At 31.2% G+C, this 24,586-nt stretch carries 26 protein-coding genes and 1 riboswitch; of the genes, 14 read left to right on the top strand and 12 right to left on the bottom strand.

The features are described 5' to 3' along the window. Window positions 1–99: 99 nt before the first annotated feature. From A7L45_RS21040 to A7L45_RS21030, 3 genes are all read left to right on the top strand, one after another. A complete protein-coding gene (locus A7L45_RS21040; RefSeq protein WP_071614596.1) occupies window positions 100–1,365 on the top strand; it encodes a tetratricopeptide repeat protein in 1,266 nt (421 codons plus the stop codon). 223 nt (window positions 1,366–1,588) lie between these two features. Continuing rightward, window positions 1,589–1,906: a thioredoxin gene (trxA, locus tag A7L45_RS21035; protein WP_071614595.1), complete on the top strand. Its 318-nt coding sequence runs from the start codon at window positions 1,589–1,591 to the stop codon at window positions 1,904–1,906. Window positions 1,907–2,118: 212 nt separating this feature from the next. Further along, window positions 2,119–2,988: an NAD(P)/FAD-dependent oxidoreductase gene (locus A7L45_RS21030; protein ID WP_071614594.1), complete on the top strand. Its 870-nt coding sequence runs from the start codon at window positions 2,119–2,121 to the stop codon at window positions 2,986–2,988. 96 nt (window positions 2,989–3,084) lie between these two features. On the opposite strand, the gene A7L45_RS21025 is transcribed toward A7L45_RS21030, so the two are convergent. Next, on the bottom strand, window positions 3,085–3,642 hold the full coding sequence (locus A7L45_RS21025; protein WP_071614593.1) for a cell wall hydrolase: 558 nt from the start codon (window positions 3,640–3,642) through the stop codon (window positions 3,085–3,087). Between the two features lie 2 nt (window positions 3,643–3,644). Continuing rightward, window positions 3,645–3,768: riboswitch (cyclic di-AMP (ydaO/yuaA leader) on the bottom strand. Between the two features lie 74 nt (window positions 3,769–3,842). Next, window positions 3,843–4,865, bottom strand: coding sequence for a hypothetical protein (locus tag A7L45_RS21020; protein ID WP_071614592.1), 1,023 nt, complete (start codon window positions 4,863–4,865; stop codon window positions 3,843–3,845). A gap of 235 nt (window positions 4,866–5,100) precedes the next feature. Between A7L45_RS21020 and cdaA the strand changes: the two genes are divergently transcribed. The 7 genes from cdaA to glmS all read left to right on the top strand — a co-directional run bounded on the left by cdaA (window position 5,101) and on the right by glmS (window position 15,112). Continuing rightward, window positions 5,101–5,946, top strand: coding sequence for a diadenylate cyclase CdaA (gene cdaA / locus A7L45_RS21015; protein ID WP_071614591.1), 846 nt, complete (start codon window positions 5,101–5,103; stop codon window positions 5,944–5,946). Beyond that, window positions 5,919–7,214: a CdaR family protein gene (locus A7L45_RS21010; protein ID WP_071614590.1), complete on the top strand. Its 1,296-nt coding sequence runs from the start codon at window positions 5,919–5,921 to the stop codon at window positions 7,212–7,214. The genes cdaA and A7L45_RS21010 overlap by 28 nt, the downstream gene beginning before the upstream one ends. Then, the gene (locus tag A7L45_RS21005; protein ID WP_071614589.1) at window positions 7,195–8,793 is read left to right on the top strand and encodes an NAD(P)/FAD-dependent oxidoreductase; all 1,599 of its coding nucleotides are present in this window, start codon (window positions 7,195–7,197) and stop codon (window positions 8,791–8,793) included. The genes A7L45_RS21010 and A7L45_RS21005 overlap by 20 nt, the downstream gene beginning before the upstream one ends. Before the next feature lie 164 nt (window positions 8,794–8,957). Next, a complete protein-coding gene (gene ptb / locus A7L45_RS21000; RefSeq protein ID WP_071614588.1) occupies window positions 8,958–9,866 on the top strand; it encodes a phosphate butyryltransferase in 909 nt (302 codons plus the stop codon). A gap of 89 nt (window positions 9,867–9,955) precedes the next feature. Next, window positions 9,956–11,026: a butyrate kinase gene (buk, locus tag A7L45_RS20995; protein ID WP_071614587.1), complete on the top strand. Its 1,071-nt coding sequence runs from the start codon at window positions 9,956–9,958 to the stop codon at window positions 11,024–11,026. A gap of 314 nt (window positions 11,027–11,340) precedes the next feature. After that, complete coding sequence (gene glmM, locus A7L45_RS20990) at window positions 11,341–12,690, top strand: phosphoglucosamine mutase (RefSeq protein WP_071614586.1); 1,350 nt, start codon at window positions 11,341–11,343, stop codon at window positions 12,688–12,690. 595 nt (window positions 12,691–13,285) lie between these two features. Beyond that, complete coding sequence (gene glmS, locus A7L45_RS20985) at window positions 13,286–15,112, top strand: glutamine--fructose-6-phosphate transaminase (isomerizing) (RefSeq protein ID WP_071614585.1); 1,827 nt, start codon at window positions 13,286–13,288, stop codon at window positions 15,110–15,112. 254 nt (window positions 15,113–15,366) lie between these two features. On the opposite strand, the gene A7L45_RS20980 is transcribed toward glmS, so the two are convergent. Together A7L45_RS20980 and A7L45_RS20975 are read right to left on the bottom strand one after the other, a co-directional pair. Beyond that, complete coding sequence (locus tag A7L45_RS20980; RefSeq protein WP_071614584.1) at window positions 15,367–15,666, bottom strand: spore coat protein; 300 nt, start codon at window positions 15,664–15,666, stop codon at window positions 15,367–15,369. A gap of 1 nt (window position 15,667) precedes the next feature. After that, window positions 15,668–15,880: a hypothetical protein gene (locus A7L45_RS20975; RefSeq protein WP_071614583.1), complete on the bottom strand. Its 213-nt coding sequence runs from the start codon at window positions 15,878–15,880 to the stop codon at window positions 15,668–15,670. Window positions 15,881–16,180: 300 nt separating this feature from the next. Between A7L45_RS20975 and A7L45_RS20970 the strand changes: the two genes are divergently transcribed. Genes A7L45_RS20970 through A7L45_RS20960 form a run of 3 tightly spaced genes read left to right on the top strand, consistent with a single transcriptional unit; the run spans window position 16,181 to window position 17,273 of the window. Continuing rightward, a complete protein-coding gene (locus A7L45_RS20970) occupies window positions 16,181–16,420 on the top strand; it encodes a spore coat associated protein CotJA (RefSeq protein WP_224616839.1) in 240 nt (79 codons plus the stop codon). Further along, window positions 16,410–16,688 carry a spore coat protein CotJB gene (locus A7L45_RS20965; RefSeq protein WP_071614582.1) on the top strand — a complete coding sequence of 93 codons (279 nt, stop codon included), beginning with the start codon at window positions 16,410–16,412 and terminating at the stop codon, window positions 16,686–16,688. The genes A7L45_RS20970 and A7L45_RS20965 overlap by 11 nt, the downstream gene beginning before the upstream one ends. Before the next feature lie 3 nt (window positions 16,689–16,691). Then, window positions 16,692–17,273, top strand: coding sequence for a manganese catalase family protein (locus A7L45_RS20960; RefSeq protein WP_071614581.1), 582 nt, complete (start codon window positions 16,692–16,694; stop codon window positions 17,271–17,273). 397 nt (window positions 17,274–17,670) lie between these two features. On the opposite strand, the gene A7L45_RS20955 is transcribed toward A7L45_RS20960, so the two are convergent. From A7L45_RS20955 to A7L45_RS20935, 6 genes are all read right to left on the bottom strand, one after another. Continuing rightward, window positions 17,671–17,919 carry a hypothetical protein gene (locus A7L45_RS20955; RefSeq protein WP_071614580.1) on the bottom strand — a complete coding sequence of 83 codons (249 nt, stop codon included), beginning with the start codon at window positions 17,917–17,919 and terminating at the stop codon, window positions 17,671–17,673. A gap of 86 nt (window positions 17,920–18,005) precedes the next feature. Beyond that, complete coding sequence (locus A7L45_RS23985; protein ID WP_236900464.1) at window positions 18,006–18,641, bottom strand: hypothetical protein; 636 nt, start codon at window positions 18,639–18,641, stop codon at window positions 18,006–18,008. Between the two features lie 35 nt (window positions 18,642–18,676). After that, window positions 18,677–19,279 (bottom strand): hypothetical protein, encoded by a 603-nt coding sequence (locus A7L45_RS23980; RefSeq protein ID WP_224616843.1) that lies wholly within the window; start codon window positions 19,277–19,279, stop codon window positions 18,677–18,679. Continuing rightward, window positions 19,260–20,147: an ABC transporter ATP-binding protein gene (locus A7L45_RS20945; protein WP_071614579.1), complete on the bottom strand. Its 888-nt coding sequence runs from the start codon at window positions 20,145–20,147 to the stop codon at window positions 19,260–19,262. The genes A7L45_RS23980 and A7L45_RS20945 overlap by 20 nt, the downstream gene beginning before the upstream one ends. Beyond that, window positions 20,147–20,875, bottom strand: a complete 729-nt coding sequence (locus tag A7L45_RS20940; RefSeq protein ID WP_071614578.1) for a hypothetical protein — start codon at window positions 20,873–20,875, stop codon at window positions 20,147–20,149. The genes A7L45_RS20945 and A7L45_RS20940 overlap by 1 nt, the downstream gene beginning before the upstream one ends. Then, window positions 20,838–21,398, bottom strand: coding sequence for an RNA polymerase sigma factor (locus tag A7L45_RS20935; protein WP_071614577.1), 561 nt, complete (start codon window positions 21,396–21,398; stop codon window positions 20,838–20,840). Before A7L45_RS20935 ends, A7L45_RS20940 begins: the two co-directional genes overlap by 38 nt. 224 nt (window positions 21,399–21,622) lie before the next feature. Here A7L45_RS20935 and A7L45_RS20930 point away from each other — a divergent pair, with 224 nt between their 5' ends. Next, complete coding sequence (locus A7L45_RS20930; protein WP_071614576.1) at window positions 21,623–22,378, top strand: AAA family ATPase; 756 nt, start codon at window positions 21,623–21,625, stop codon at window positions 22,376–22,378. A 64-nt stretch (window positions 22,379–22,442) separates the two neighbouring features. On the opposite strand, the gene A7L45_RS20925 is transcribed toward A7L45_RS20930, so the two are convergent. Beyond that, window positions 22,443–23,480 carry a hypothetical protein gene (locus A7L45_RS20925; protein ID WP_071614575.1) on the bottom strand — a complete coding sequence of 346 codons (1,038 nt, stop codon included), beginning with the start codon at window positions 23,478–23,480 and terminating at the stop codon, window positions 22,443–22,445. 15 nt (window positions 23,481–23,495) lie between these two features. Continuing rightward, entirely contained in the window at window positions 23,496–24,485 is a 990-nt protein-coding gene (locus A7L45_RS20920; RefSeq protein WP_071614574.1) for a phosphodiester glycosidase family protein, read from the bottom strand. Window positions 24,486–24,586: the final 101 nt, after the last annotated feature.

Raw genomic sequence — 24,586 nt, 5'->3', positions numbered from 1 at the left:
TTAAATTACATTTTTTTATTATGGATGATTATATTAAAAAAAACAAATCCTATGATATAATTGGTGTAATTATAAATATATGAAATAAAAGGTGAAATTATGGATAAATCAGGGAAAATATATGTAAAAGCAATGAATAAGTACAATGATGGATATATAGACAAGGCGTTAGATCTTTGTGAAAAAAGTATTTCTTTAAAGAGTACAAATGCTGCTGCTTTAAATTTAAAGGGTATTTTATATTATCTAAAAGGTGATTTAGAAAATGCTAAGAAAATGTGGGATATCAATTATAAACGGAATAATGATAAAGTATCGAAGAAGTACCTATCCGATAGTTTGAGAGATAAGAAAAGATTACAATTATATATAAATTCATTGGAGTTAATAAAGCAATTAAACATATGTGAGGCTTTAGAAACTTTAAAACAGTGTCAAGATAGTGACTTTAATTTTATAAATGTGAATAACAACATAAGTCTTTGTTATATAAAGCAAGGTGAATATGATAAAGCATTACAATATATAAATGAGGTTATAAAAGTAGACAAGAAGAATGCCGAGGCGAGTATTAACAAGCAGACATTAATAAAATATGGAAGTTTAAAGAGAAAAATAAATTATGTGAAAATAGGTGCAGTTACCGCGAGTATATTATTAATTATAACTGTGATATTTATAGGCAAAAACAACATTTACAATATAAAACATATTTCAACAATGGGTGCGCAAAAACTACAAAGTGGAATCTTATTAATAAAGGGAAATGACAAATTAGTAGAAATTAAAAAGAACACTAATTTAGATAAATTGGGTACAAAAGTGGTAGGAAATAAAGTGCAAAAACTTGAACAATTCCCACGAGAACAATTTAAGATAAGCATAGAGAATAACAATATGGAGCAAATAGTTTCATATGTTAATAGATGGAACAAAGCTGATTTAGGTATGAATGATAAGTTACTTATGGTAAAAGGTGAAGAAATTATAAAAAAAGAGGGAGTATTATACTTTTATAATAAAGGTGTAGGTTATACAAAGGATAAAGAGTATACTAAAGCTCAAAAGTATTTCTTATACGCATTACCATATTCTAAAGGGGATTATTTACAAGAACATATACTTTACATGTTAGCAGTAAGTTATAAAGCTAGTTCTGACTTTCAAAATGCTGTTAAATACTATGAGTTTGTTTTAAAACAATTTCCTAGTGGAAGTTACACCGAGGAAGTCTTATATAATTTAGTTTTAATAAACAAAGATGTAGATTCAAATAAAGCAAAACTTTATGCTGAAAAATTAGTAGAACAATTTCCGGATTCGTTATATAAAAACTCGATAGTAAAGAAAATATTGGGTATATAAAAATAAATGACATAACAAAGGTGTAATAGACATCTTTAAGATTTACTTTGGGTATACTAATTTTAAAATATGTAACACAAATTTCATAACCCTGTTACACATTTTAAAAATATCGATATAGAAGAAGTCAATTTGCAATATTATTGACTAGTAACAGTATAAGGTATACAATAATAACAATATAAACATACCCTAGCGGGGTATAATAAATGGAGGTAATAATATGATAAAAGAAGTTAATGATATAAATTTTAATGAAGAAATAGGAAATTCAGATAACATAGTTGTAGTTGATTTTTGGGCACCTTGGTGTGGACCTTGTAAAATGTTAAGTCCAGTAATTGAAGAATTAGCAAAAGAAATGGGGACAAATGTTAAATTTGCTAAAATAAATGTGGATGAAAGTCCTATAACTGCATCAACATACAAAATTTCAAGTATTCCAACAGTTATGGTATTTAATAAAGATTCTGTTAAAGAAACATTAGTAGGATTTAGACCAAAAGCTGAGCTTAAGAAAGTAATAGAGAAAAATTTATAAAATTTTAAATACCATCAAGGCATAATAGTACTTAGAAAAAAATAAAACAATAAAATAACATATATAGTTAGTAAAGTATTTTGGAGATAGATAATTTAAATTTTTATAATTTAAATAAATATCTCCATTTTTAAAGGTTTGGAATATTTACTAATGATAAAGATAAACTGTTAATTATTGTGTATCAAAGAAAAACAAGAGGAGGAGAAAGTATGAGCGAGAGATATGATATAGCTATAATTGGAACAGGTCCAGCAGGGCTAGAGGCGGCAATTAATGCTAAAATAAGAAATAAAAACATAGTAATCTTTGGGAATAAAGATCTGAGTCCTAAATTAACAAAAGCGGCAAAGGTAAATAATTATTTAGGCCTTTATAACCTTACGGGAACTGAGCTTAAAAACAAATTTGCAGATCATATCAAGGATATGGGTGTAAAGATTGTAAATGAAAAAATAAACAATGTTTATGCTATGGGGGATTATTTTGCTCTGATGGTAAATGAAAAAGTATATGAGGCTAAAGCTATAATATTAGCTACAGGTATAGAATATACTAAGCCATTAATAGGGGAAGAAGAATTCTTAGGAAAAGGAGTAGGATATTGTGCTACCTGTGATGCTCCATTATATAAGGGGAAAACAGTTGTTATAGTTGGTTATAATAAAGAAAGCGTCGAAGAAGCTAATTATGTAAGTGAGTTAAGTGGAAAAACATATTATATACCAATGTATAAAGGTGAATATAATTTAAATGAAAATGTAGAAATTATAAATAACAAGCCTTTAAAAATAGTTGGAGATGATGTGGTTACTAAGATGATTTTAGATCAAGGTGAAATAGCTACAGATGGTATTTTTATGTTAAGAGACAGCGTATCTCCGAGTCAATTAGTACCAGGTATTGAGATTGAGAATGGTCATATAAAGGTCGATAGAGATATGAAAACAAGTATAGATGGATGTTATGCAGCAGGAGATTGTACTGGCACACCATATCAATATATGAAATCTGCAGGAGAAGGTTTAGTAGCAGCATTATCTGCTGTTTCTTATGTGGATAAGTTACATGTAAATAAATAGAAATATAAATGAATTTTAATTTATCAATATAATTAATAAAACCAGGTAGTTAGCGAAAGTTAACTGTCTGGTTTTAATTTTAGAATTTATATTTTTTTATTTAACTACAAAGAAAACGTGATTTCCTATTGTCTTTATATTCGTTTTGTTTATACTTTTCATCCATCCTGAAGTAGCTATTTCGGGATTATAATAGAAAACAGCATTATAAGTAGGATCTTTACCCTTTAATGCATCTAGTACTGCAGTGTAACAGGCTGAATCAGGGATAACATTTGATTTGCCATTGTGATATACCTTTCCATTTTTAACACAAGAGAAAGCATTCTTTTGATTAATAACACCGGAAATAGATTTTGGGAAATGACTATCACTAGCACGATTTAATATAACTGATGCTACGGCAAGTTTGCCACTATCAGGCTCGCCACAACTCTCAGCATATACAACTTGAGACATTAAATAAATATCATTATCGGTAATACAAATTGAGCTATTTGACTTATTAAATACTTCTACTGCCTCTACTTGTTCATTATATAAATCTTTACTTTCTGATCCAAATGAATACAAATGTTCACCACTTACGCTTAAACTAGGAAATGCTAAAAATAATGTTAGCATCATACATGATAAAAAAGTAAGCTTTTTCATATTTTTTCTCTCCTTTTGCCTGCGGAGTTAGCTGACGGGTTCGGGAAAGGTTTAACCTACACAATTAGTGATTCACCCCAGATGCTTGGTTCCTCCGCGTATTTTTTACTTCGGCTAATATAGTATTACCTATAGTGTGAAAATAATACATTAATATTTTATTATATAACATAAAGCAGTGTAAAATGAATAATATAGACTTATTGATTTTTTAGATCAGTATAGGATTTAATATAATTAGCATATGAAGTTTCTACGTCCTTAAATAGTTTATTAGACGAAGTATATAAAGATTCCAATACTTTCGGAGTTATCGATGCATTTGAAGTTTTAGAATTTTCATTTGTCATAGCAATTTTGAAATCACTTAAGTAACTTTCGTATTTATCTAATAAAATTTTGAAGGATTCATAAGTGGGAATTGCGGAGGTAGGAACAGTTAAAATTTTAAATGTACTTTTAAGATTGTTTAGTTTTGAGAAATCATCATCAACTAGTTTTGAAAGATTATAATAGGACATCTCTTTTTTTCTCACTTTTATTGTATATGAGTAAAGATTACTTTTAATATTTAAGAAATCAGTGGATAGACCATCAATATCACTTATAAATTCTTGGTTTTGACGTGACTTAAGAACTGTTTCCTTTTTTATCATTACAGCGGTATCACTGTAATCAAGAATATTATCAATGAAAGTTAAAGAGATTTTTGGCAGTGATATTGAAGCATTATGAACATCTATTAATGAATAAAAATTTATGCAGTCATTTCTAAAAGTTTTAAGATTCTCCATAGACGTTTCTACATCATTTCCAGAAGGATTATTTAAAATTGCTAAAGTCTGTCTATATATTAATAAATTTTTATCTAGGCCAGATTTTAAATTATCGTTATCTTTTTTATATTTAGTAGTAGGCTGTGAATTTGATAAATTAGCTTTAAAGACAGATAAATCATTAATAATTTTAGGTAATTGTTTTTTTGCATAGTCAACATCTATTGTTTTATTGCTATTAAATTGGGATACATTTTTATTGACATCATTTATACCGTTAATGTTGGTTATTAAAGTGGTTTTATAGGAACTATATACATTAGTTATAGATGAATAGTGACAAATCAAGAAAATACCTATGGAGAGCAAAATAGTTGATAAAAAAATTATTAGTTTAAGGTTTTTTCTCTTGTTACTAGTATTTATAATATTTTTATTTATACCCAAAATAATTCACTCCTTCAATAATTTCATTATATTCTTATATTAATATGATACATATATTATTCTAGTTAAATTGCAGAATTATACTATTTTAAATTTAAAAGTATTATACATTTAATATAATAAATTTTAACATAGGCTTAATTGTTACAATAAAATTAACTTATAATATGTACTAATAAAGCAAAGCATAGTGTATAATTGGAAGTAAGAGTTTTAGTAGAGGGGTGTGAGCTTTATGGAAGTATATAAGTTGATTATGAACACGATCAAAAATATAAGTGTATATTCAATTCTAGATATACTAGTGGTGGCTTTTATATTTTACAAAAGTTACATGCTAATGAAGGAAACAAGAGCTATACAGTTATTAAAAGGAATTATTTTTATTTTTGTACTTATTCCAATAAGTCAGTTTCTTAATTTAACAGTATTAAACTGGATATTAAACAAAACAATAACAATTGGTGTTTTAACTATTGTTATCATCTTTCAACCAGAGATAAGAAGAGCCTTAGAGCATATTGGAAGAACGGCTTTTGCTGATAAGCACATATTTGAAGATGAAGAGGTAATGGAGAAGGTTATAACTGAAATTGTTAATGCTGTTGAAATATTATCGAAAAGCAAAACAGGTGCACTAATAGTAATAGAACAAAGAACAGGTATTGGGGAAATAATTAAAACAGGAAATACTCTAGATGCTGTAATATCTGCAGCCTTATTAGAAAATATATTTGTAGTTAACACTCCCCTTCATGATGGAGCTACAGTAATAAGAAATGATAGAATAATAGCTGCAGGGTGTTTTCTGCCTTTAACTAATAGTGATAAAATAAGCAAAAAGCTTGGAACAAGGCATAGAGCAGCAATAGGAGTAACAGAAACTTCAGATGCTTTAACAATAATAGTATCAGAAGAAACAGGCACTATTTCTCTTGCAATGAATGGAAGATTAATGAGAAACTATGACAAGGATAAGCTTAAAAATGTACTTGTTCAAATAATAAAGAGAAGACAAACTAAAAAAGTAACATTAAAGGAGAGAGTAAAGGCATGGATAAAGAACGGAAAGAACAATTAATAATTAAAATTTGCTGTGTAATAGCTGCCTTTGCGCTATGGCTTTTCATAACAGGAACGGAAAATCCGTTGACTGCTTACAAAATTAAAAATGTACCTGTAACAATGTTAAATAGCGACGTATTAACTAAGTCAAATCTTGTTTTAGTTTCAGGACAAGATTTAACAACATCCCTAAATATTAAAGGAGCCAATACTAGCATACTTCTGGCTATGAAAGCATCTGATTTTACGGTGGTTGCAGACTTAGGCGCATATGCGCTTAAAAGTGGAGAATATAAGATACCTATTGAAATAAAAAAAAGTCCAGATAATATAAATGTGGTAAATAGCGATGGTCTTTTTATAACAATACAGTTAGATGAACTTACTAAGAAAAAGTTGCCTATAAATGTAAATGTAAGTGGAAAACCTAAAGAAGGTTTTTACGCATCAAAGCCAGAGCTATCATCAGATTATGCTACGGTATCAGGCGGTTCAAAGGTTATAAGTGAAGTGAAAAAAATAGTGATTGACGAAAATATACAAGGTTTGGAATCAAATACATCGAAAGAATACAAGCTTAAAGCGGTAGATGAATCGGGAAAAGAAATAAAAGATGTTGTTGTAAGTCCAGCCTATATCAATGTTAAAACTCTTGTAAAAAAGACAAAATCCGTAGAGGTTACTGTGAAAACTGCAGGAAGTTTAGATGCTAAGTATACGTTAGGAAGCATAAAGGCTGTACCGGATACAGTAGATATAACAGGGAGCTTAGCTGAACTTGATAATCTGAAATACTTAAACACAGAAGAGGTTGATTTAAGTAAAATAACTAAGAGTACAACCGTTGAAGCAAAGGTTATAATTCCAAAAGGATTAAATTTGGTCGGTGGGGATGCTATGGTTAAGGTTCAAGTTAATTTAAGTAGTCCAAATGCATCAAGTGGAGCAGCTACGACAGAAAAGGTAGACAAGACAGTTCAAAAGGATTTAAGTTTAGACATCAAGTACAATAATTTGGGTGAGACTTATTTAGCAACGTTAGATAGTAGTAAGACATCAATATCGGTTTCCGGATTAGAATCAGTTATTAATAATCTGGATTTAAATAATTTTTCCGCGAAAGTAGATTTAACAGGTTTAACAGAGGGCAAACAAAGCGTGAAAGTAATTGTGTCTATGCCAAAAGGAGTAACTTTAGTATCACACAACCCGGATAAAATAGGAGTAACTATTACGAAAAAGCAAACGGAGGTACCAGTGAGCAATGACAATAAGAGTAAATAATATAACTTTAGATATAGATGAACCAATAGACGATTTAATGATAAAAGCTGCAAAATTAATGAGAGTTTCTGATAGTGAAATAAAGAAAATTAAAATAGCTAAAGAATCTATAGATGCTAGGAAAAAAAATAATATTAAGTTTAATTATGCCGTTAACATCACAATGGATAATGAAATAAATGTAGTCACGAGAGCGAACAATAAAGATGTTAAGCTTGAAGAAGACAAATACGAGGCTGAGTTTGAATTTGGAACTAAAAAAATGAAGCATAGACCAGTAATAGTAGGAATGGGACCAGCAGGAATGTTTGCTGGTATTCTTATGGCACAAAAGGGATATAAACCGTTAATTATCGAAAGAGGAGAAAAGGTAGAGAATAGAACAAAGACCATAAATAAATTTTGGACAAGAGCAGTATTAAATACAGAATCTAATGTGCAGTTTGGTGAAGGTGGAGCAGGGACTTTTTCAGACGGAAAGCTAACTACAAGAATAAAGGACACTAGGTGTGATTATATATTAGAAGAATTTGTAAAGGCGGGTGCACCAGAAGAAATAGTATATATTGGAAAACCTCATATAGGTACAGATGTGTTAAAAGACGTTGTGAAGAACATTCGTGAAACTATTATTAAGTTAGGCGGAGAAGTAAGATTTAACAGTAAACTTGAAGATATTAAGATTAAAGATGGAAAACTGCAGAGCTTAATAGTAAATGGAGAAGAAATACCCTGTGATAATTTAATTTTAGCACCGGGACATAGTTCAAGGGACACTTACGAAATGTTATATAAAAATGGCGTATCTATGTCTAGTAAACCATTTGCAGTAGGGGTTCGAATAGAGCATCCACAAGATATGATTAATGAAAATCAATATGGAAAATATGCAAGTCACCCGAGACTAAAAGCTGCAGATTACAAGCTTACTTATAAAAGTAGCAAATTGGGCAGAGCAGTATATAGTTTTTGTATGTGTCCAGGAGGAGCTGTAGTATCCGCAGCGTCAGAACAGGGAAAACTTGTAATAAATGGTATGAGTGAGTACAATAGAGATAAAAAAAATGCAAACTCAGCGATAGTTGTATCAGTAGGACCTAAAGACTTCGCCTCAGATAATCCACTGGCTGGCATTGAATTTCAAAGGTATTATGAGGGACTAGCATATAAGATAGGCGGAGAGAACTATAATGCACCAGTGCAATTAGTTGGTGATTTCCTTAAGGGCAATGTTAGTGATAAAATAGGGAGTATAAAGCCAAGTTATACACCTGGTTATAAATTAGCAGATCTTACTAACTGTTTACCTACTTATGTAACAGATACTATAAAAGAGGCTTTACCTAATTTTGAACATAAGATAAATGGGTTTTCAAGAAATGATGCAATACTTACTGGTATAGAAACAAGAACGTCTGCACCAGTAAGAATTGATAGAAATGAAGAGTTTCAAAGTATATCTTTAGAGGGGTTATACCCAGCAGGAGAAGGAGCTGGATATGCAGGTGGAATAATTTCTGCGGCAGTTGATGGATTAAAAATTGCTGAAAGTATAATGAAAAAATGGAAATGTGTATAATAATTTCTCTAAACTCTTGATTTTCCTTTATGAAGTTTGTTAAAATGGTACAGAAGATAAAAAATGCAAAACAGGAAACAATAATACACATCAGATAAATATTAAAGTTAATACATAATACAAAATATATAATATAAAATATATAATCGAGGGAGTGTAATTGAATGAGTAAAACATTTGATAAAATTTTAGACACAGCAAAAGCACAAGGAATGAAAACCGTAGTAGTAGCTGTAGCACAGGATGAACCAGTACTTGAGGCAGTTCGTGATGCTAAGAAAAATGGTATAGCAAATGCAATACTAGTAGGAGATAAAGAAAAAATAATATTTATTGCTAAAAACATAGGTATGGATGCATCAGAGTTTGAAATTATTGATGAGAAGAATGTTTCTAAAGCCGCATTAACTGCAGTTCAGATTGTATCATCAGGAAAAGCTGATATGCTTATGAAAGGGTTAATTGATACAGCAACATTCTTAAGAGCCGTTTTGAACAAGGAAGTAGGTCTTAGAACTGGGAAACTAATGTCACATGTAGCTGTATTTGAAATACCAGAGTATGACAGACTAATATTTTTAACAGATGTTGCTTTTAATATGTATCCAGAACTGAAAGAAAAAAAGAGCATAATAAACAATTCAGTAGCAGTAGCAAAAGCGTGTGGAGTTGAGCTTCCTAAAGTCGCAGTAGTTTGCGCAGTAGAAGTAGTAAATCCAGGAATGCCAGCAACACTAGATGCAGCAATGTTATCGAAAATGAATGATAGAGGTCAGATAAAAGGCTGTATTGTTGATGGACCTTTATCTCTTGATATTGCAATATCTGAAGAAGCTGCAAATCACAAAAACATACAAAGTCCAGTTGCAGGAAAAGCGGATATTCTTGTAATGCCAAATATTGAAGCAGGAAATTCTATGTATAAATGCTTAAATTACACTACTAAATCTAAAAGTGGTGGATTACTAGTAGGTACTTCTGCTCCTGTTATATTAACTTCTAGAGCTGATACTCCTGAAACAAAATTACATTCTATAGCTCTTGCAGCATTAGTTGCAGAATATAACAAATAAAATTGCCGATTCTTTAGGAACATGGAAATATACTAGTATATCTATTTGTTATTTATTTAATGTACTTTATAGCATAAAGGAGGAACAATATGTCATATAAATTATTAATAATTAACCCGGGGTCAACATCTACTAAAATAGGTGTATATGAGGATGAAAAGGAAATATTAGAAGAAACATTAAGGCATCCGTCAGAAGAGATAGATAACTTTAAAAGTATATTTGAACAACTTGATTTCAGAAAAGACGTTATCTTAAATATTCTTAAGGAAAAGAATTTTGATATTAAAACTTTGGATGCCATAGTAGGCCGAGGTGGAATGCTAAAACCAATTGAAGGCGGCACTTATATTGTAAATGCAGCAATGCTTAATGATTTAAAAATTGGAGTACAAGGTCAACATGCTTCTAATTTAGGCGGGATAATTGCAAATGAAATTGCAAAATCTTTAAATATACCAGCATATATCGTTGACCCAACAGTAGTGGATGAAATGGCACCAGTTGCTAAATTATCAGGAATACCAGATATAGATAGAAAGAGTATTTTCCATGCATTAAATCAAAAAGCAGTGGCAAAAAGATATGCAAAAGAAAACGGAAAGAAATACGAGGAAATTAATTTAATAGTTGCACATATGGGCGGAGGAGTTACAGTAGGAGCTCATGAGAATGGTAAAGTTATAGATGTTAATAATGGACTCGATGGAGATGGTCCATTTTCACCAGAAAGATCTGGAGGATTACCATCAGGCGATTTAGCTAAGATGTGTTTTAGTGGAAAATACACTTTAGAAGATATAAAGAAAAAGATAAATGGAAAAGGTGGATTTGTATCTTACCTTAATACTAATGATGTACGAGATGCGCTTAAAATGTCACAAGGTGGTGACAAAAAAGCTAAATTGATTATTCAAGCTATGGGATATCAAGTAGCTAAGGAAATTGGGGGCTGCGCAGCTGTTTTATCAGGAAAAGTAGATGCTATAATTTTAACTGGTGGGATAGCTTATGGAGAAGCTGTTGTTAATTATATAACCAAAAGAGTAAAATTCATAGCAGATGTGGTAGTTTACGCAGGTGAAGATGAATTGTTAGCACTAGCTCAAGGTGCTATAGGAGTTTTAAGTGGAAAAGAGCAGGCGAAAGTTTACAAATAAACAATAAAATTGATGATATGACAAAAAGTATGTATTACTAGAGGCTGTTTAAATACAGTTTAAGTAATATATACTTTTTTTATTAATATAAGGTAAGAGTTTAGGATGTTTTTACAAATGTCTTGTAATGTAGTATAATTCAAGCTATGTTATACATATTACAAAAACAGTTTTGCCTAATTATGAAATTAAATTTTCTTATAAAAGAATGACAAAGGTGGGCTCTATGAATAAAATACTAATATACTGATTAGTATTTTTATTTAAGATGCCCTATAGTAAACCTATAGAATATTTGGAAAGAGGTATAAAATATGAGTAGAATGTTTGGTACAGATGGAGTACGAGGGATAGCAAATACAGAATTAACAGGAGAGATTGCATACAAGTTAGGAAGAGCAGGAGCTTTTGTACTAACAGATGGAGCACATAAGCCTAAAATCATAGTTGGAATGGATACAAGAGTTTCAGGAGATATGTTAGAAGCTGCTTTAGTTGCAGGGATTTTATCTGTAGGGGCAGAGGCTATATGCCTTGGAGTGGTTCCAACTCCAGCCGTAGCATATTTAACAAGAAAATATGGAGCAGATGCAGGTATTGTTATTTCAGCTTCTCACAATCCGGTAGAATATAATGGAATAAAGTTCTTTGACAATAATGGATTCAAATTGTCTGATGAATTAGAGGATACAATACAAGCAGTTATAGAAAGTGATTTTAAAGAAGTACCATCACCAATAGCTGGTGATTTGGGTAAAAAAACAGTTAATGAGAATGCAGTAGACGATTATATGGAATTTGCTAAATCTACTATTTCAGGTGACTTAAAGGGACTTAAAATAGCATTAGATTGTGCTAATGGTGCTTCATATATAACATCAGTAAAGGCTATTAGGTCACTTGGAGCAGAGGTTTTAGTTATTAATAATGATCCAGATGGTATAAATATAAATAAAGACTGTGGATCAACTCATCCTGAACATTTAATGGCATTTGTTAAAGAAAATCATTGCGATTTGGGATTAGCTTTTGATGGTGATGCAGATAGATGTTTGGCAGTTGATGAAAAAGGAAATCTTATAAATGGAGATTTCATAATCGCTATTTGTGCAAAACATCTAAAAAATATTGGGAAATTAACTAAAGACACAGTAGTAGTAACAGTTATGAGCAATTTAGGTCTTGATATTGCAATGAAGCAGGAAAACATAGCTACAGTTAAAACAAAAGTAGGAGATAGATATGTCCTTGAGCTAATGCAAAAGGAAGGTTACAGCCTTGGTGGAGAGCAATCTGGACATGTAATTTTCCTCGACTTTAATACTACAGGGGATGGACTTGTATCAGGACTTCAACTAGCGACTGTTATTAAAGAAACGGGGAAACCATTATCAGAGCTTGCATCAATGATGGTAGAACTTCCACAGGTATTAGTTAATGCAACAGTACCTAACGATAAGAAAGATATCCATGAAACTGATAGTGAAATAGTTGAAGAAATAAAGAAAATAGAAGAAAAATTAGACGGTTGCGGTAGAGTACTTATAAGGCCATCAGGTACAGAACCTCTAGTAAGAGTAATGCTTGAGGGTAAAGTACAAAGTGAATTAGATAAAATGGCACATTCTCTTGCGAAACTTATTGGGGAGAAGGCAAACGCATAGAAAATAATTAAAATTTAGTTAACTTGTTATTAAAAGTATTGACGTTTAGACCAAAGAACGAATATAATAGACTGAAAGCTTATGTAAAAGGTTCATAAGTTTTTAGTCTATTATTTATTTAATACAGTGAAATGCTGAATATTTTGATATAGGAGGATAGGGTGATATAAATTATTAAAAAGCGCCAGGACTCATAATGAGAATAATTATGAGTTGACGAGGATGGGGAGTATCGAATCTTCGGCGGATGCCCCGCGGTAGCGCACTACCGTTAATGATTGATAAAAGCGAAAAGTGATTTTCGTGACAAGATCAATCTGGTGTTAAAACCTTTATAAATATTACGATGCCAATAGGCAATATGCATCGTCTTTGGGTGACAAGTAGTACCTAAGGAGGATGAACAGTGATTATTGGTGATGAATTAATTAAGTATGATATTCATCTATGATTATAATTATGTAATGCGAATTGCTTCATATAATAATTTTATGTGTAGGCATTAGCAATACTATTTCAATAATTGTGAATAAAATGGATGATAAATGTGCTTAATTGATTTGCGAAAAATTATAAATTTGAGAGGAAGATGAATATGTGCGGAATAGTTGGATATTTTGGAATAAAAGAGGCTCAAACAATATTGATTGATGGGCTTAGAAAATTAGAATATAGAGGATACGATTCAGCAGGAGTCGCAATTATAGATAATGGAGTTTTAAATGTTACTAAATGCAAAGGAAGACTTGCAAATTTAGAAGCTGAATTATTAGAAACCCCACTTAAAGGTACTGTTGGAATAGGTCATACAAGATGGGCTACTCACGGTAAGCCATCAGATGAAAATTCTCATCCACACACTAATGAAAAAGGAACTATTAGTGTAGTTCATAATGGAATTATCGAGAACTATATCCATTTAAGAGAATGGTTAATGGCAAAAGGATATAAATTTGTATCTGAAACTGATACAGAAGTCGTACCACATCTTATAGATTTTTATTATAAAGGAAACATTGTTGAAGCTGTAAAGAAGGCTACTGCAAAAATGGAAGGTAGCTATGCAATAGCAGTATTATGCAGTGATGAACCAGATAAATTGATAGCAGTAAGAAAAGATAGTCCATTAATAGTAGGACTTGGAGAAAATGAATTTTATGTAGCATCTGATATACCAGCAGTGCTCAATCATACAAGAGAAGTATATTTATTGGAAGACAATGAATTTGTTGTTATCTCGAATGATGGCATAAAGCTTGAAGATATAGAAGGCGACATTATAAATAAAGAAGTTTTCCATGTAACTTGGGATGCAGCTGCAGCTGAAAAAGGTGGATATGAACACTTTATGATTAAAGAAATCCATGAACAGCCAAAGGCAATCAGAGATACAATGACTTCAAGAATAGTTCTTGGACAGCCGATAACTTTAGATGATATAAATATAACTAAAGAACAAATTAAGAAATTAGATAAAATATATATTGTAGCATGCGGAACTGCATACCATGCAGGGGCTGTAGGTAAATATGTTATAGAAAAACTTGCAAGAATACCAGTAGAACTTGATATAGCGTCAGAATTTAAATACAGGGATCCAATAATTGATAAAAACACATTAATGATAGTTATTAGTCAATCAGGAGAAACTGCAGATACTATGTCGGCATTAAGACTTGCGAAGGAAAAAGGAGCAAGAGTAATAGCTGTAACTAATGTTGTAGGTAGTGCGGCTTCAAGAGAAGCAGATGATGTACTATACACATGGGCAGGACCAGAAATAGCTGTTGCATCTACTAAAGCTTATGCAACTCAGCTTATAGCAATGTATATAATTGCTCTATTCTTTGCTCAAAATAAAGAAACTTTAAGTATGGATAAAATTGAAGAAATTAAAGCAGCGATGCTAGAACTTCCAGAAAAAGCAGAAGAAATGCTTAAAGACAAAGAAACTATACAAAAGTTTACAGCAAAAACTTATATGCATAAGGATATGTTCTTCATAGGACGTGGGCTTGATTATGCAGTTGCACTAGAAGGTTCATTAAAACTAAAAGAAGTATCTTATATCCACTCAGATGCATATGCCGCAGGAGAGCTTAAACATGGGGCAATAGCACTTATGGAAGAAGGAACTATAGTTATAGCATTAGCTACTCAAGAAGAGCTATTTGGTAAAATGGTAAGTAATATGCGTGAACTATCGACTAGGGGAGCAAAAGTATATGCTTTCGCACCAAAAGGTCATACTGAAATTGAAAAATCAGTTCATGCTGTAACTTATGTACCAAAAGTATTGGATATATTAGCACCAGTAATATCAGTAATTCCACTACAATTATTAGCATATTACATGGCAATTCAAAAGGGTTGCGATGTTGATAAGCCAAGAAATCTTGCAAAATCAGTAACTGTGGAATAGGGTAAAGTGTTAGGGAATTAGTTTTGTGTATATTGGAAAGGTCTTTAAGTTAAGATTTATATATAATGGTATTCATGAATAAATTCTTTCATTATTATTAAAGGTAAAAAACCATCAGATTTTTAATTCTGATGGTTTTTTATTGTGCGTTGATAACTAAAGTACGTTATGCAAAGTTTGTTTTAAGGTTGAAAATAAAGAACCACCCCTGAAAATTAAAATGACAATGGTGGTTTTTTTAAAAAGTAAATAAATTATTTATTCTCAACTGTAGTTTGAGATTTTTCAAAAGTATCAGCTAATTGCTGTGAAGGTTTATTATAAGGTGATACCCATCCACGGTTTACAGCTAAGTCTGTTAATGCTGAATGCCCACCTATTATACCATTTAAATTAGATGAATATAACGCTCTTAATTCAGGCGTAGAGCTTGTTAAAGTTGCAGCTAGATAAGCATCTGCTGCACTTGTTGCGGAGCCAATCATATTTCCGGCGATTACTTCATCATTAATATTTGTGTTATTTTTTACAATATTATTTGTTATCATTCCCATATTATTTTGCTCCTCCTGTAACCTGATTTTCATTGATAAATTGCTGAACTCCCTTTATTCTTCCTTCTGTTGCTAAAACGCCAGTTTCAGCTTGTTTTTTTAAATCTTCATCACTAATTAGATTTTTCATGGTTTTTGCAACTGCTAGTCCGTCCTTTTCCATAGTTAATAAAGTTGTTAGGGATAACAATTCACCCTCTGAAAGCTGTCTCATAGTAATACCTCCGTATTTATAAAATTTTATTACATTCTATTATGTGCAATTATTAGAGACATTAATCTCAAATTGTTAATTTAGTTATGTTTAGATGAATTTTTAATATGTCAGTCTTTCTCTTTAAATCAGTTTAGGATCAAGAAACGCTCTTTTTGTATATAAAAAATAAGAAGCCATTTAATAAAATTTAATACAATTAGCTTCTTTTCATCAAAACGCTCATAAATTTGGAATTAAATAATCACCATTTAACTAATATGAATATAATATTATATACTAATAATATGGAGGGTTAAATTGGAACAAAATAACAATGTAATAACAATGGATAATTGTATTCCACAAGAAACTGTAATAAAAAATATCAGATTAGCTGCAGCATATGTTCCCTACCAGAAGCTTTGCACACTTTTCTCACCTATTGAAGCGCTTAAAAGAGGAACTGTATTCCCGGAACTTTTTAGTCCATACGAGGGGCAGGATAAAAAATATCGTCCATTAGAATCAAGTAAAAGGGGGATAACTTATGATGAATAGAACGGAAGTCTTAAAACTGGTTGTTGCTTCAGAATTTATGAAAGAGGATTTAGCTTTATATCTTAATACCCATCCAATGGATAAAGAGGCTATTGCAACTTATAATTTTTATGTGAAAGAATCAAAAAGATTAAAGGCAAATTATGAAATGAATTACGGAATGTTATCTGAGCACGACTCTTTAAGTCCATATCCATGGCAGTGGATAAATAATCCGTGGCCTTGGGAAACTGATGCTAATTATAAATTAGAAAGGGAGGATAATTAATTTATGTGGACATACGATAAGTTCTTACAGTTTCCAGTAAAAATTAAAAAAGCAGATCCTAAAATGGCAAAAATAATTGTTACGCAATATGGCGGACCAGATGGTGAATTAGCTGCATCCTTAAGATATTTAACTCAACGATTTTCAATGATTACGCCCCAAGCTATAGCAACATGTAATGATATCGGAACAGAGGAGTTGGCTCATTTGGAAATGGTTGGTGCTATAGTTAGACAATTAATGAAAGGCGCTAGTCTCGAAGAAATTCAAAAAGCTGGTATGGCTGACTACTATGTAGATCATGGTAGAGGAGTATTCCCAGTAAGTGCTTCAGGTTCACCTTTTACGGCAGCTTACATTCAATCAAAAGGAGACCCGATTGTAGACCTTACTGAAAACTTAGCTGCAGAGCAAAAAGCAAGGGCAACTTATGAGTACCTAATAAATATGGCAGATGATCCTGATGTATTAGAACCATTAAAGTTTCTACGCGAAAGGGAAATTGTTCATTATCAAAGGTTTGGTGAATCTCTTAGAATTGTTCAAGATTATTTACAGGAACCTCATCTATTTACAATGAAGTAGCAGTTTATAACTTCACATATAAATACTAATCAAACTGTAGCACAATGAATTAAAGCAATCACAGTTACAAAGAAGTTGTAGAAATAACAAGTATATCTAAAGTCTAAAAGTACTTTAATAGGAAAAATGAGAAAAAGAGGTTTAAATAAATAAAATTAAGAAGACATATAACCCAATGCTTTAATCAAAAAAATTACTAACCTCTAAGGGTTGGTAATTTTTATGTTTCCACTTTCTGTTTACAGAAAGCAGTTCAAAATGGATTGAGTATAATGTTTTATGGCTAATCTACTTAAATGCATTTTTTTGCTGGGCTTTCATATTTACTACCTTTTTTAATATTCAAAGATACACTATCTAGTGTCTTTAGTTCTTTACTATAGCAGAAATTTACATTTTAAAAAGTTATTCCCCCTTCAAAACTTAACTTATCAATCCCACTATCGCAATTTTGATTTTTATACGCAAATTTAACTAGCTTTTCACCGATTAATTTAACTGCTTTAACCTTTTTTAATCTTGTCGATACTATAACAAGCGGCCCAACTATATTATCCATCAATTGAACTGTAGAAATCATTGCACCCACTGTTAACTTACCCTTAATAACAAAATAAGTTCCTAGTCCTATTGCTGTAAAGAACATTAAAAAGCCGCCTATTTCAGATAAACCATCAACAAGTATAATGGCCTTTTATCACGTTTTGCTACTTAAAAATAGGAAATAGTCTATTACGATACCTGATGTTTTCGAAAGGATCTATAAGCAAAAGGTAATAATAAACTTATAAATATACCATATAAAACAGGAAGTATCTGATAAGGTGTAAATACCTTTCCTCCAAAGTAATAAAGTGTAAATGTCTGCAGCAATCTCCAACCCAGCAGCATCTGAGATGGTAACATGTTTAAAACTTTATCCCAGAAGCTTCCTACAATTAAAAACTGATCAATGGTTGAAGGAATTATGATGATTAGACCTAGCAAAATAATCGTTGCAAATGATGTTTTTACTTTAGATGAAAGGAACATAGCCAAACTACTAATAAATAGGCAGCCTACATAACCCAAAAGTAATACCATCAAAAGAGCCTCACTGTTTGTGATATGATAAAAGCTTTTCCAACCATAGGAAGACGCCTGAATTTGAGAATTACCGCCCTCAAAGCCAAATATCATAAAAATAAAACCAAATACTATACATACAGTTATCCAATATACCAAAGATGTGGATAAAAATCCAGCAAACAGCTTATATATAATCCCTTTTTTCTTTCCATGCTCAGTAGTAAGTAAGATTACATCGCTGCCTGTTTGATATTCTACAGAAAATATTGGTGCCATTAAAATACAAATTACAAATGACAAAGCAAAAATTACTGTTGCACTCTTTTCCAATGCATTCAGCCAACATCTGCATAGGAATACTTAAGTGGTGTAGTTAAGTTTTGGGCAGAATTTATCAAATATTCTTTCTCGTTTTTTGTAAGGCGGCTTGATTCATCACTAGCCAGCAATTCTTTTAAATTATTAACCCGATTCGAATAAAATCTACCTGCATCATCAACACTTAAGCTGTCAATAATGTTACTATCATAAAAATGGATTTTACAATAAGAATCCGTAATTAGGTCCTGTATATCCATAAATCCCTGTTTTTGATAAAATTGCATATTTAAAAGCTGAGTGTCCGATTTTGAAAGGTGAGTACCTGATTTGGAAATACCAGCATATTTACTATCTGAATTGATTTCATGATTTTCTTTTATTATATTTCCAATGAATTTTTCTGTTACAATACCATTCCATTTCATTTTTTCATTCTTAACTAAGTTTATTGCTTTAATTCCGCTAATGCCATTTCCAGCAGCATCAGCAACATCAGCCCATGTTGCTTGGACACAGGAAAATATCGAGCTTCCTAAATAAACTGCTAATACTATTAAACTTATAATTGCACTTCTTTTACAAAATATTTTTTTCATTTCATATTTCAAAATTTGCATTTTCATTCACCTCGCCAAAATAGTATATAAACAAGTCTTCCAAAGTAGGCTCAACCTGTATAGCAGATGGTAATGGACTTGTATCTGAAATAATCCTAAGTTCAACTTTCTCTCCACAGTTCCTTTCATTGCTGAATAAATACGTGGAACATAATTCTTCTGTTTCTTTTGAATCTACTAGGCAAGTCCATGTCTTGCCTCTGACTTCAGATAGTAACTTTTCAATATCTCCCTTAGCAATAATACTTCCATCTTTCATAATTAAAATTTCTTTTGCCATGGATTCTAAATCTGACACAATATGAGTAGACAATAGAACAATTCGTTCCTCAGCAATGTGGCTGATGAGCGTACGGAACCGGATTCTTTCTTTTGGATCTAGTCCTGCTGTTGGCTCATCTAATATTAAAATTTCTGGATTATTAAGGACTGCCTGGGCAATCCCAAGCCTTCTCTTCATTCCACCAGAAAAAGTTTTTATTTTCTTCTTTCTAACTTTTGTTAGTGAAACTATGTCTAATAATTCATTTACACGTTTTCTTGCAATTATTGGCTTTAAGCCCTTTAATGCAGCTATATATAACATATAATCCTGTGCTGAAAATTCCGGATAATATCCAAATTCTTGTGGCAAATAACCAAGAATTCTCCTATATCTTTCATCCATGTCTTGGATATCTTCTCCATCATACTGTACTGTTCCATTAGTAGGCGTAACTAGTGTGCAAAGCATTCTCATAAGAGTTGTTTTCCCTGCGCCATTAGCTCCGAGTAGACCATATACTCCTTTTTCTAATGTAAAACTTACATGATTAACAGCTGTATTTTCTTTAAAATTCTTACATAAATTATTTACTTGTAATTGCATTAACACCCCTCCAAATAACATCTACTTGATTCCATAATTCTTTTTCCCGCAAAAATAAGATACCCTACAGAAAGAATCAAAAGTGCATACCATATTCTCATCTGCAGTAATTCATATACATTATAATCTTTCACCAGTAGGTACCAAAAACCCGCTCCACTTATACAGCTGCCTACAGCAAGAAGTTCTGAACATATTTTTCTTTTACTACATAGCAATGAAAAGCATATGCAGCAACTAAAATTAAAGGGTACAAAGAAATAAATGACTGCATCATAGAGTGAAAATCCGCCTGTCTGTACTGTTATTACAGTTAATAAGCTCAATAATATCAAATCCATCATTCCTACTAACACTAATCTTGAAAGATAGAGTTTTCGTAAATCAAAGTATGTTGTATTTTCTACTTCATAGGTATTAGTTGATATATTTTTCCATAGCTCTGGTATTGAAAATAAAATCAATAGTGGTGCATAGATGGCACAATAGCTCATTTTATTTTCACTTATATTTATAAAACCCAAACCAAAAGCAGCTACAAAAAAAACAACAAGTTGTGTAATCCAATACTTTTTACTCAAAGACAACATTTGTTGAAATAGAAACTCCCAACTGTTCATAGGTTGTAAAAGCATTTGCCTTCGATATTCTTTTTTAGCAGCAACAATTGTCTGCACCATCTTTTTTTCATCATAAACTGGAATTTTCTGATTTGAATGAATATCCATAAAAATCCTCCTTATCTATACTTTTTTGTAGCAGCTTTTTACTTTCTGAGAGACGATATTTTACTAGTGAAATATTAATATTCAATATTTCTGCAATTTCTCGAATCTTTAGATTTTGAAAATAGTATAAGAGAATTACTTCCTTGAACTCCTTTGGTAACCTAGAAATCTCCTGCTCCAAAGATACTTTTAGCACAATTTCTTCTTGCACTTCTTTCAAATTCATTATTTTGTCTTCCACATGGCAGGTGGATATTTCTTTATGCTTTTTATATTCATTTTTACATAAGTTTCCTGCAATAATATAAAGATAGTTTTTTGCCTTACCCTTGTGAATATAGCTGTTAAAATGTTTAAAAAAGCTAATAAAAGTATCTTGTGTAACATCTTCAGCCTGCCATTTATCAGAAAGTCTATAATAACAGTACTTATATATTTCGTTATTATACTGCTTTACAAAATCATTAACTGCAGATTCATCGCCACGCTTCATTCTTCTTATTAGAAAAAAGTCCTTGTTCACTGCTTTACCTCCTTTTGATAGATTAAAAAGTGCTTTTCATTATGTATAACAACTTATGCAAACAAAAAGTCAGGATAATTTTTATTTTTTCTTATAGTAATATGTAAAATCAATAAATCTAGTATGATATAATTGCTTATATACTGTATAGAATGTTTTGAATCCAGGGCACATATATGGTATTAAATGAAAATATAAGATGACAAATTAATAGGAGAATAAACATGGAATTTTTAGAGAGTAATCAATATCTTAGAAGGTTAGAACTTAAAAGAGAAAGTGTTGAGTCTTTTTCAAATTATCCTTTCTGTTTACCTACCATAAAGAATTTATCAAGTCTAGATTTTCATCCAAAAGTAACATTTATTGTAGGGGAAAATGGTTCGGGTAAATCTACAATTTTGGAGGCAATAGCAATTGCTTGTGGGTTTAATCCTGAAGGTGGAACAATCAATTTCAACTTTTCATCCATGAACACACACTCAGAATTATACAAATATATAAAGTTAGTTAAGGGAGTAAAAAAACCAAAGAATGGATTTTTTCTAAGAGCAGAGAGTTTCTATAACCTTGCGAGCAATATTGATGAACTTGATAGAGAGGGAGGACCAAAACTTGTGTCTTCATACGGAGGTCAATCGCTACATAAACAATCCCATGGAGAGTCTTTTTTTGCTGTATTTATGAATAGGTTTGGCAGTAATGGACTGTATATATTAGACGAGCCAGAGGCTGCATTATCTCCATCAAGGCAGATGTCGATGATTACAAGAATTCATGAGTTAGTTAATATGGGTTCTCAACTTATTATTTCAACTCATTCTCCAATTATAATGGCTTACCCAGAATCAACTATTTATGAAATAAAAGATAAGATGGAAGTTGTTAGATATGAAGAAACTGAAAACTATCAGATAACGAAAAACTTTATTAATAATAGGGATAAGATGCTCCGTATTCTAATTGATAGCCTTAACTAGAATATAAACCCCCACCATTAGATGAGGATTTAAAATGTTAATATCAAGATACAATAATATAAATTTAAGGTAAATTTACTTTTTTTATAATTCCATTATCTATTGAAATTATTTTAGTATCAGTTATTTCTAAAATTGTTCCGGCATAAGAAGTCTTTTTCTTAGATATTTGATTAGTAATATAACCTTCTAAATTACTATCTATAAAGATAGCACCACTTTTAGTTACACTAATGTGCTTTTTATCTACAGGGGAATTAAGTACTATGGAGGTCCATTTCTTTACAGATTTAGCTGTAGACCCGTACATTATCTTATAAACTTTCCCATTTTTAAGAGCACCTATATATATATTATCATTGTTATCTGTATTTAAAAGGCACGCTTGTATATTGTCTAGACTCCAATCCATATTTGAAACCTTTATTGAGTTGGTTGAGGTATCTTCATAAATAAGATTTGGGTTATGATCAAACGTTCTAATTCTTCCAATATGTTTAGAGTTAAAAATGCGAGTAATATTTCCATTAACATCATAAAAAAATACATCACTTGTTAAGCTATTTCTCATCACCTTTATATAAGATATATACATTTTAGGTGACATCTGTATATCGCTAATAGTATCGTTCTTATTAGCTACGGTAAATTTTACGTCCTTATTGTTTGTGTCGCCAGGGGCTTGTACCTTATTGGTATCAGCGTTGTAGTTAAAAGTGTTAATAGTGATTTTCATGTTTGATTTTTTTTCCAATATGGACATGGAGTCTGTGTCTGGATGCCACTTACTATAAATTATTTGTGAATTGTCTATATCACCAACTATATTGGATTTACCCGTATATGAATTAATAACTATTAGTTTAGAATTATCATAATAGGAAATATATTTACCATCAAAAGATGACTGGATTTTACTTGCGGTAGTTGGTATTTTTATAGAAAGATGTAGATCAACTTCTTTGTGATTTTTAACTATTTCCTCAGTTACCTTAGTATTGAGTAATGTTTTTTGATAGTATTTATCAGATATAAAAAATATACAACTTTGTAATACTAGTGCAAGGATGCTCCAACTCACTATTCTCTTAAATATTTTCATAAATAATAATCTCCTTTAAGGTTCCACATAAATTGAGGTGGCAACATACCTTTCACCATTCCAACCATGAGGGCTATTTACTAATGCGCCATCTTGATACATTGTGCTAGAAAAACCACCATCTAGGTTAGATGCGTTGACAGCACCGTGCTTTAGTAGCTCGTCTTGGATGTCCTTAAGTGTAGCACCTGATTTTTTAAGATTTGCACGCCCATCCATTACAAGAAACAAAATTGTTCCGTCAGCAGTTTGACCGATGGCAGTTCTTGGTTGGAAACCATCAGCAGCAGCATTTTCATCATTAATTTGCCCTTTACCTTTTATGATTAAAACAGGAGGTCTAAAGCATAAAGCGTCTCTAACATTCAATTTTTTAAGCTCATTAACACTGTAATTACCAACTATAAGTTTCCCTTTATCTGTGAATGCTGTAACGCTTTGCTTAGTAGTATCCTTACTATCATTAAAATGTACTTTTCCATTAATGATTAGAAAACCTCCCGGAAAAGCACCTGTGCCTCCAAAGCTACCTTTGTTGTTATCAGTGAAAGATCCTCCATTTATTGCTGCTACTGCATTATATCGCTTTGCCATTTCACTTGTTTTTTCGCCTTCTATCCTTAAATTTTTACTATATGCTATTTTAACTTTTAAGGGATTAGGGATCTCTAACAGATATCCGTCATATCTTCCTGAATCTGGATGCAAATTATATCTAACTATCTCATTACTTGATTTATTAGCAATATTAATATCAGCTAGACTAACCTTTGTATCTTCTTTAATGTTGTTTTTATTAGTTATTTTATCTATCTCGGCTTTAGATAAAAAGGTAGTGGCTAGATATTGATGTCTAGTTCCCATAATTGTAGCGACTACAACCTTCTTTAAGTTAGTGAATGGTCCTCTAAAGACATAAAATGGTGCTGTTATCGCGGTGAATAATGTCATATACAATATGAAAAGTATTACCGGTTTTAATTTTTTATCTTTATTTTTAGGCATTATAACCCTCCTTTTAATAGTTTCTTAAGGTAATACCATATGATTGGATTAAACCAATGTATTATTTGAAGTGCTCGTGATATACAACTTCATATTATATA

The sequence above is a fragment of the Clostridium estertheticum subsp. estertheticum genome (genome assembly GCF_001877035.1).
Lineage (GTDB): Bacteria > Bacillota > Clostridia > Clostridiales > Clostridiaceae > Clostridium_AD > Clostridium_AD estertheticum.
The sequence above is the reverse complement of the archived record's forward strand: the minus strand, read 5'-3'. Positions and strand labels throughout refer to the sequence as shown.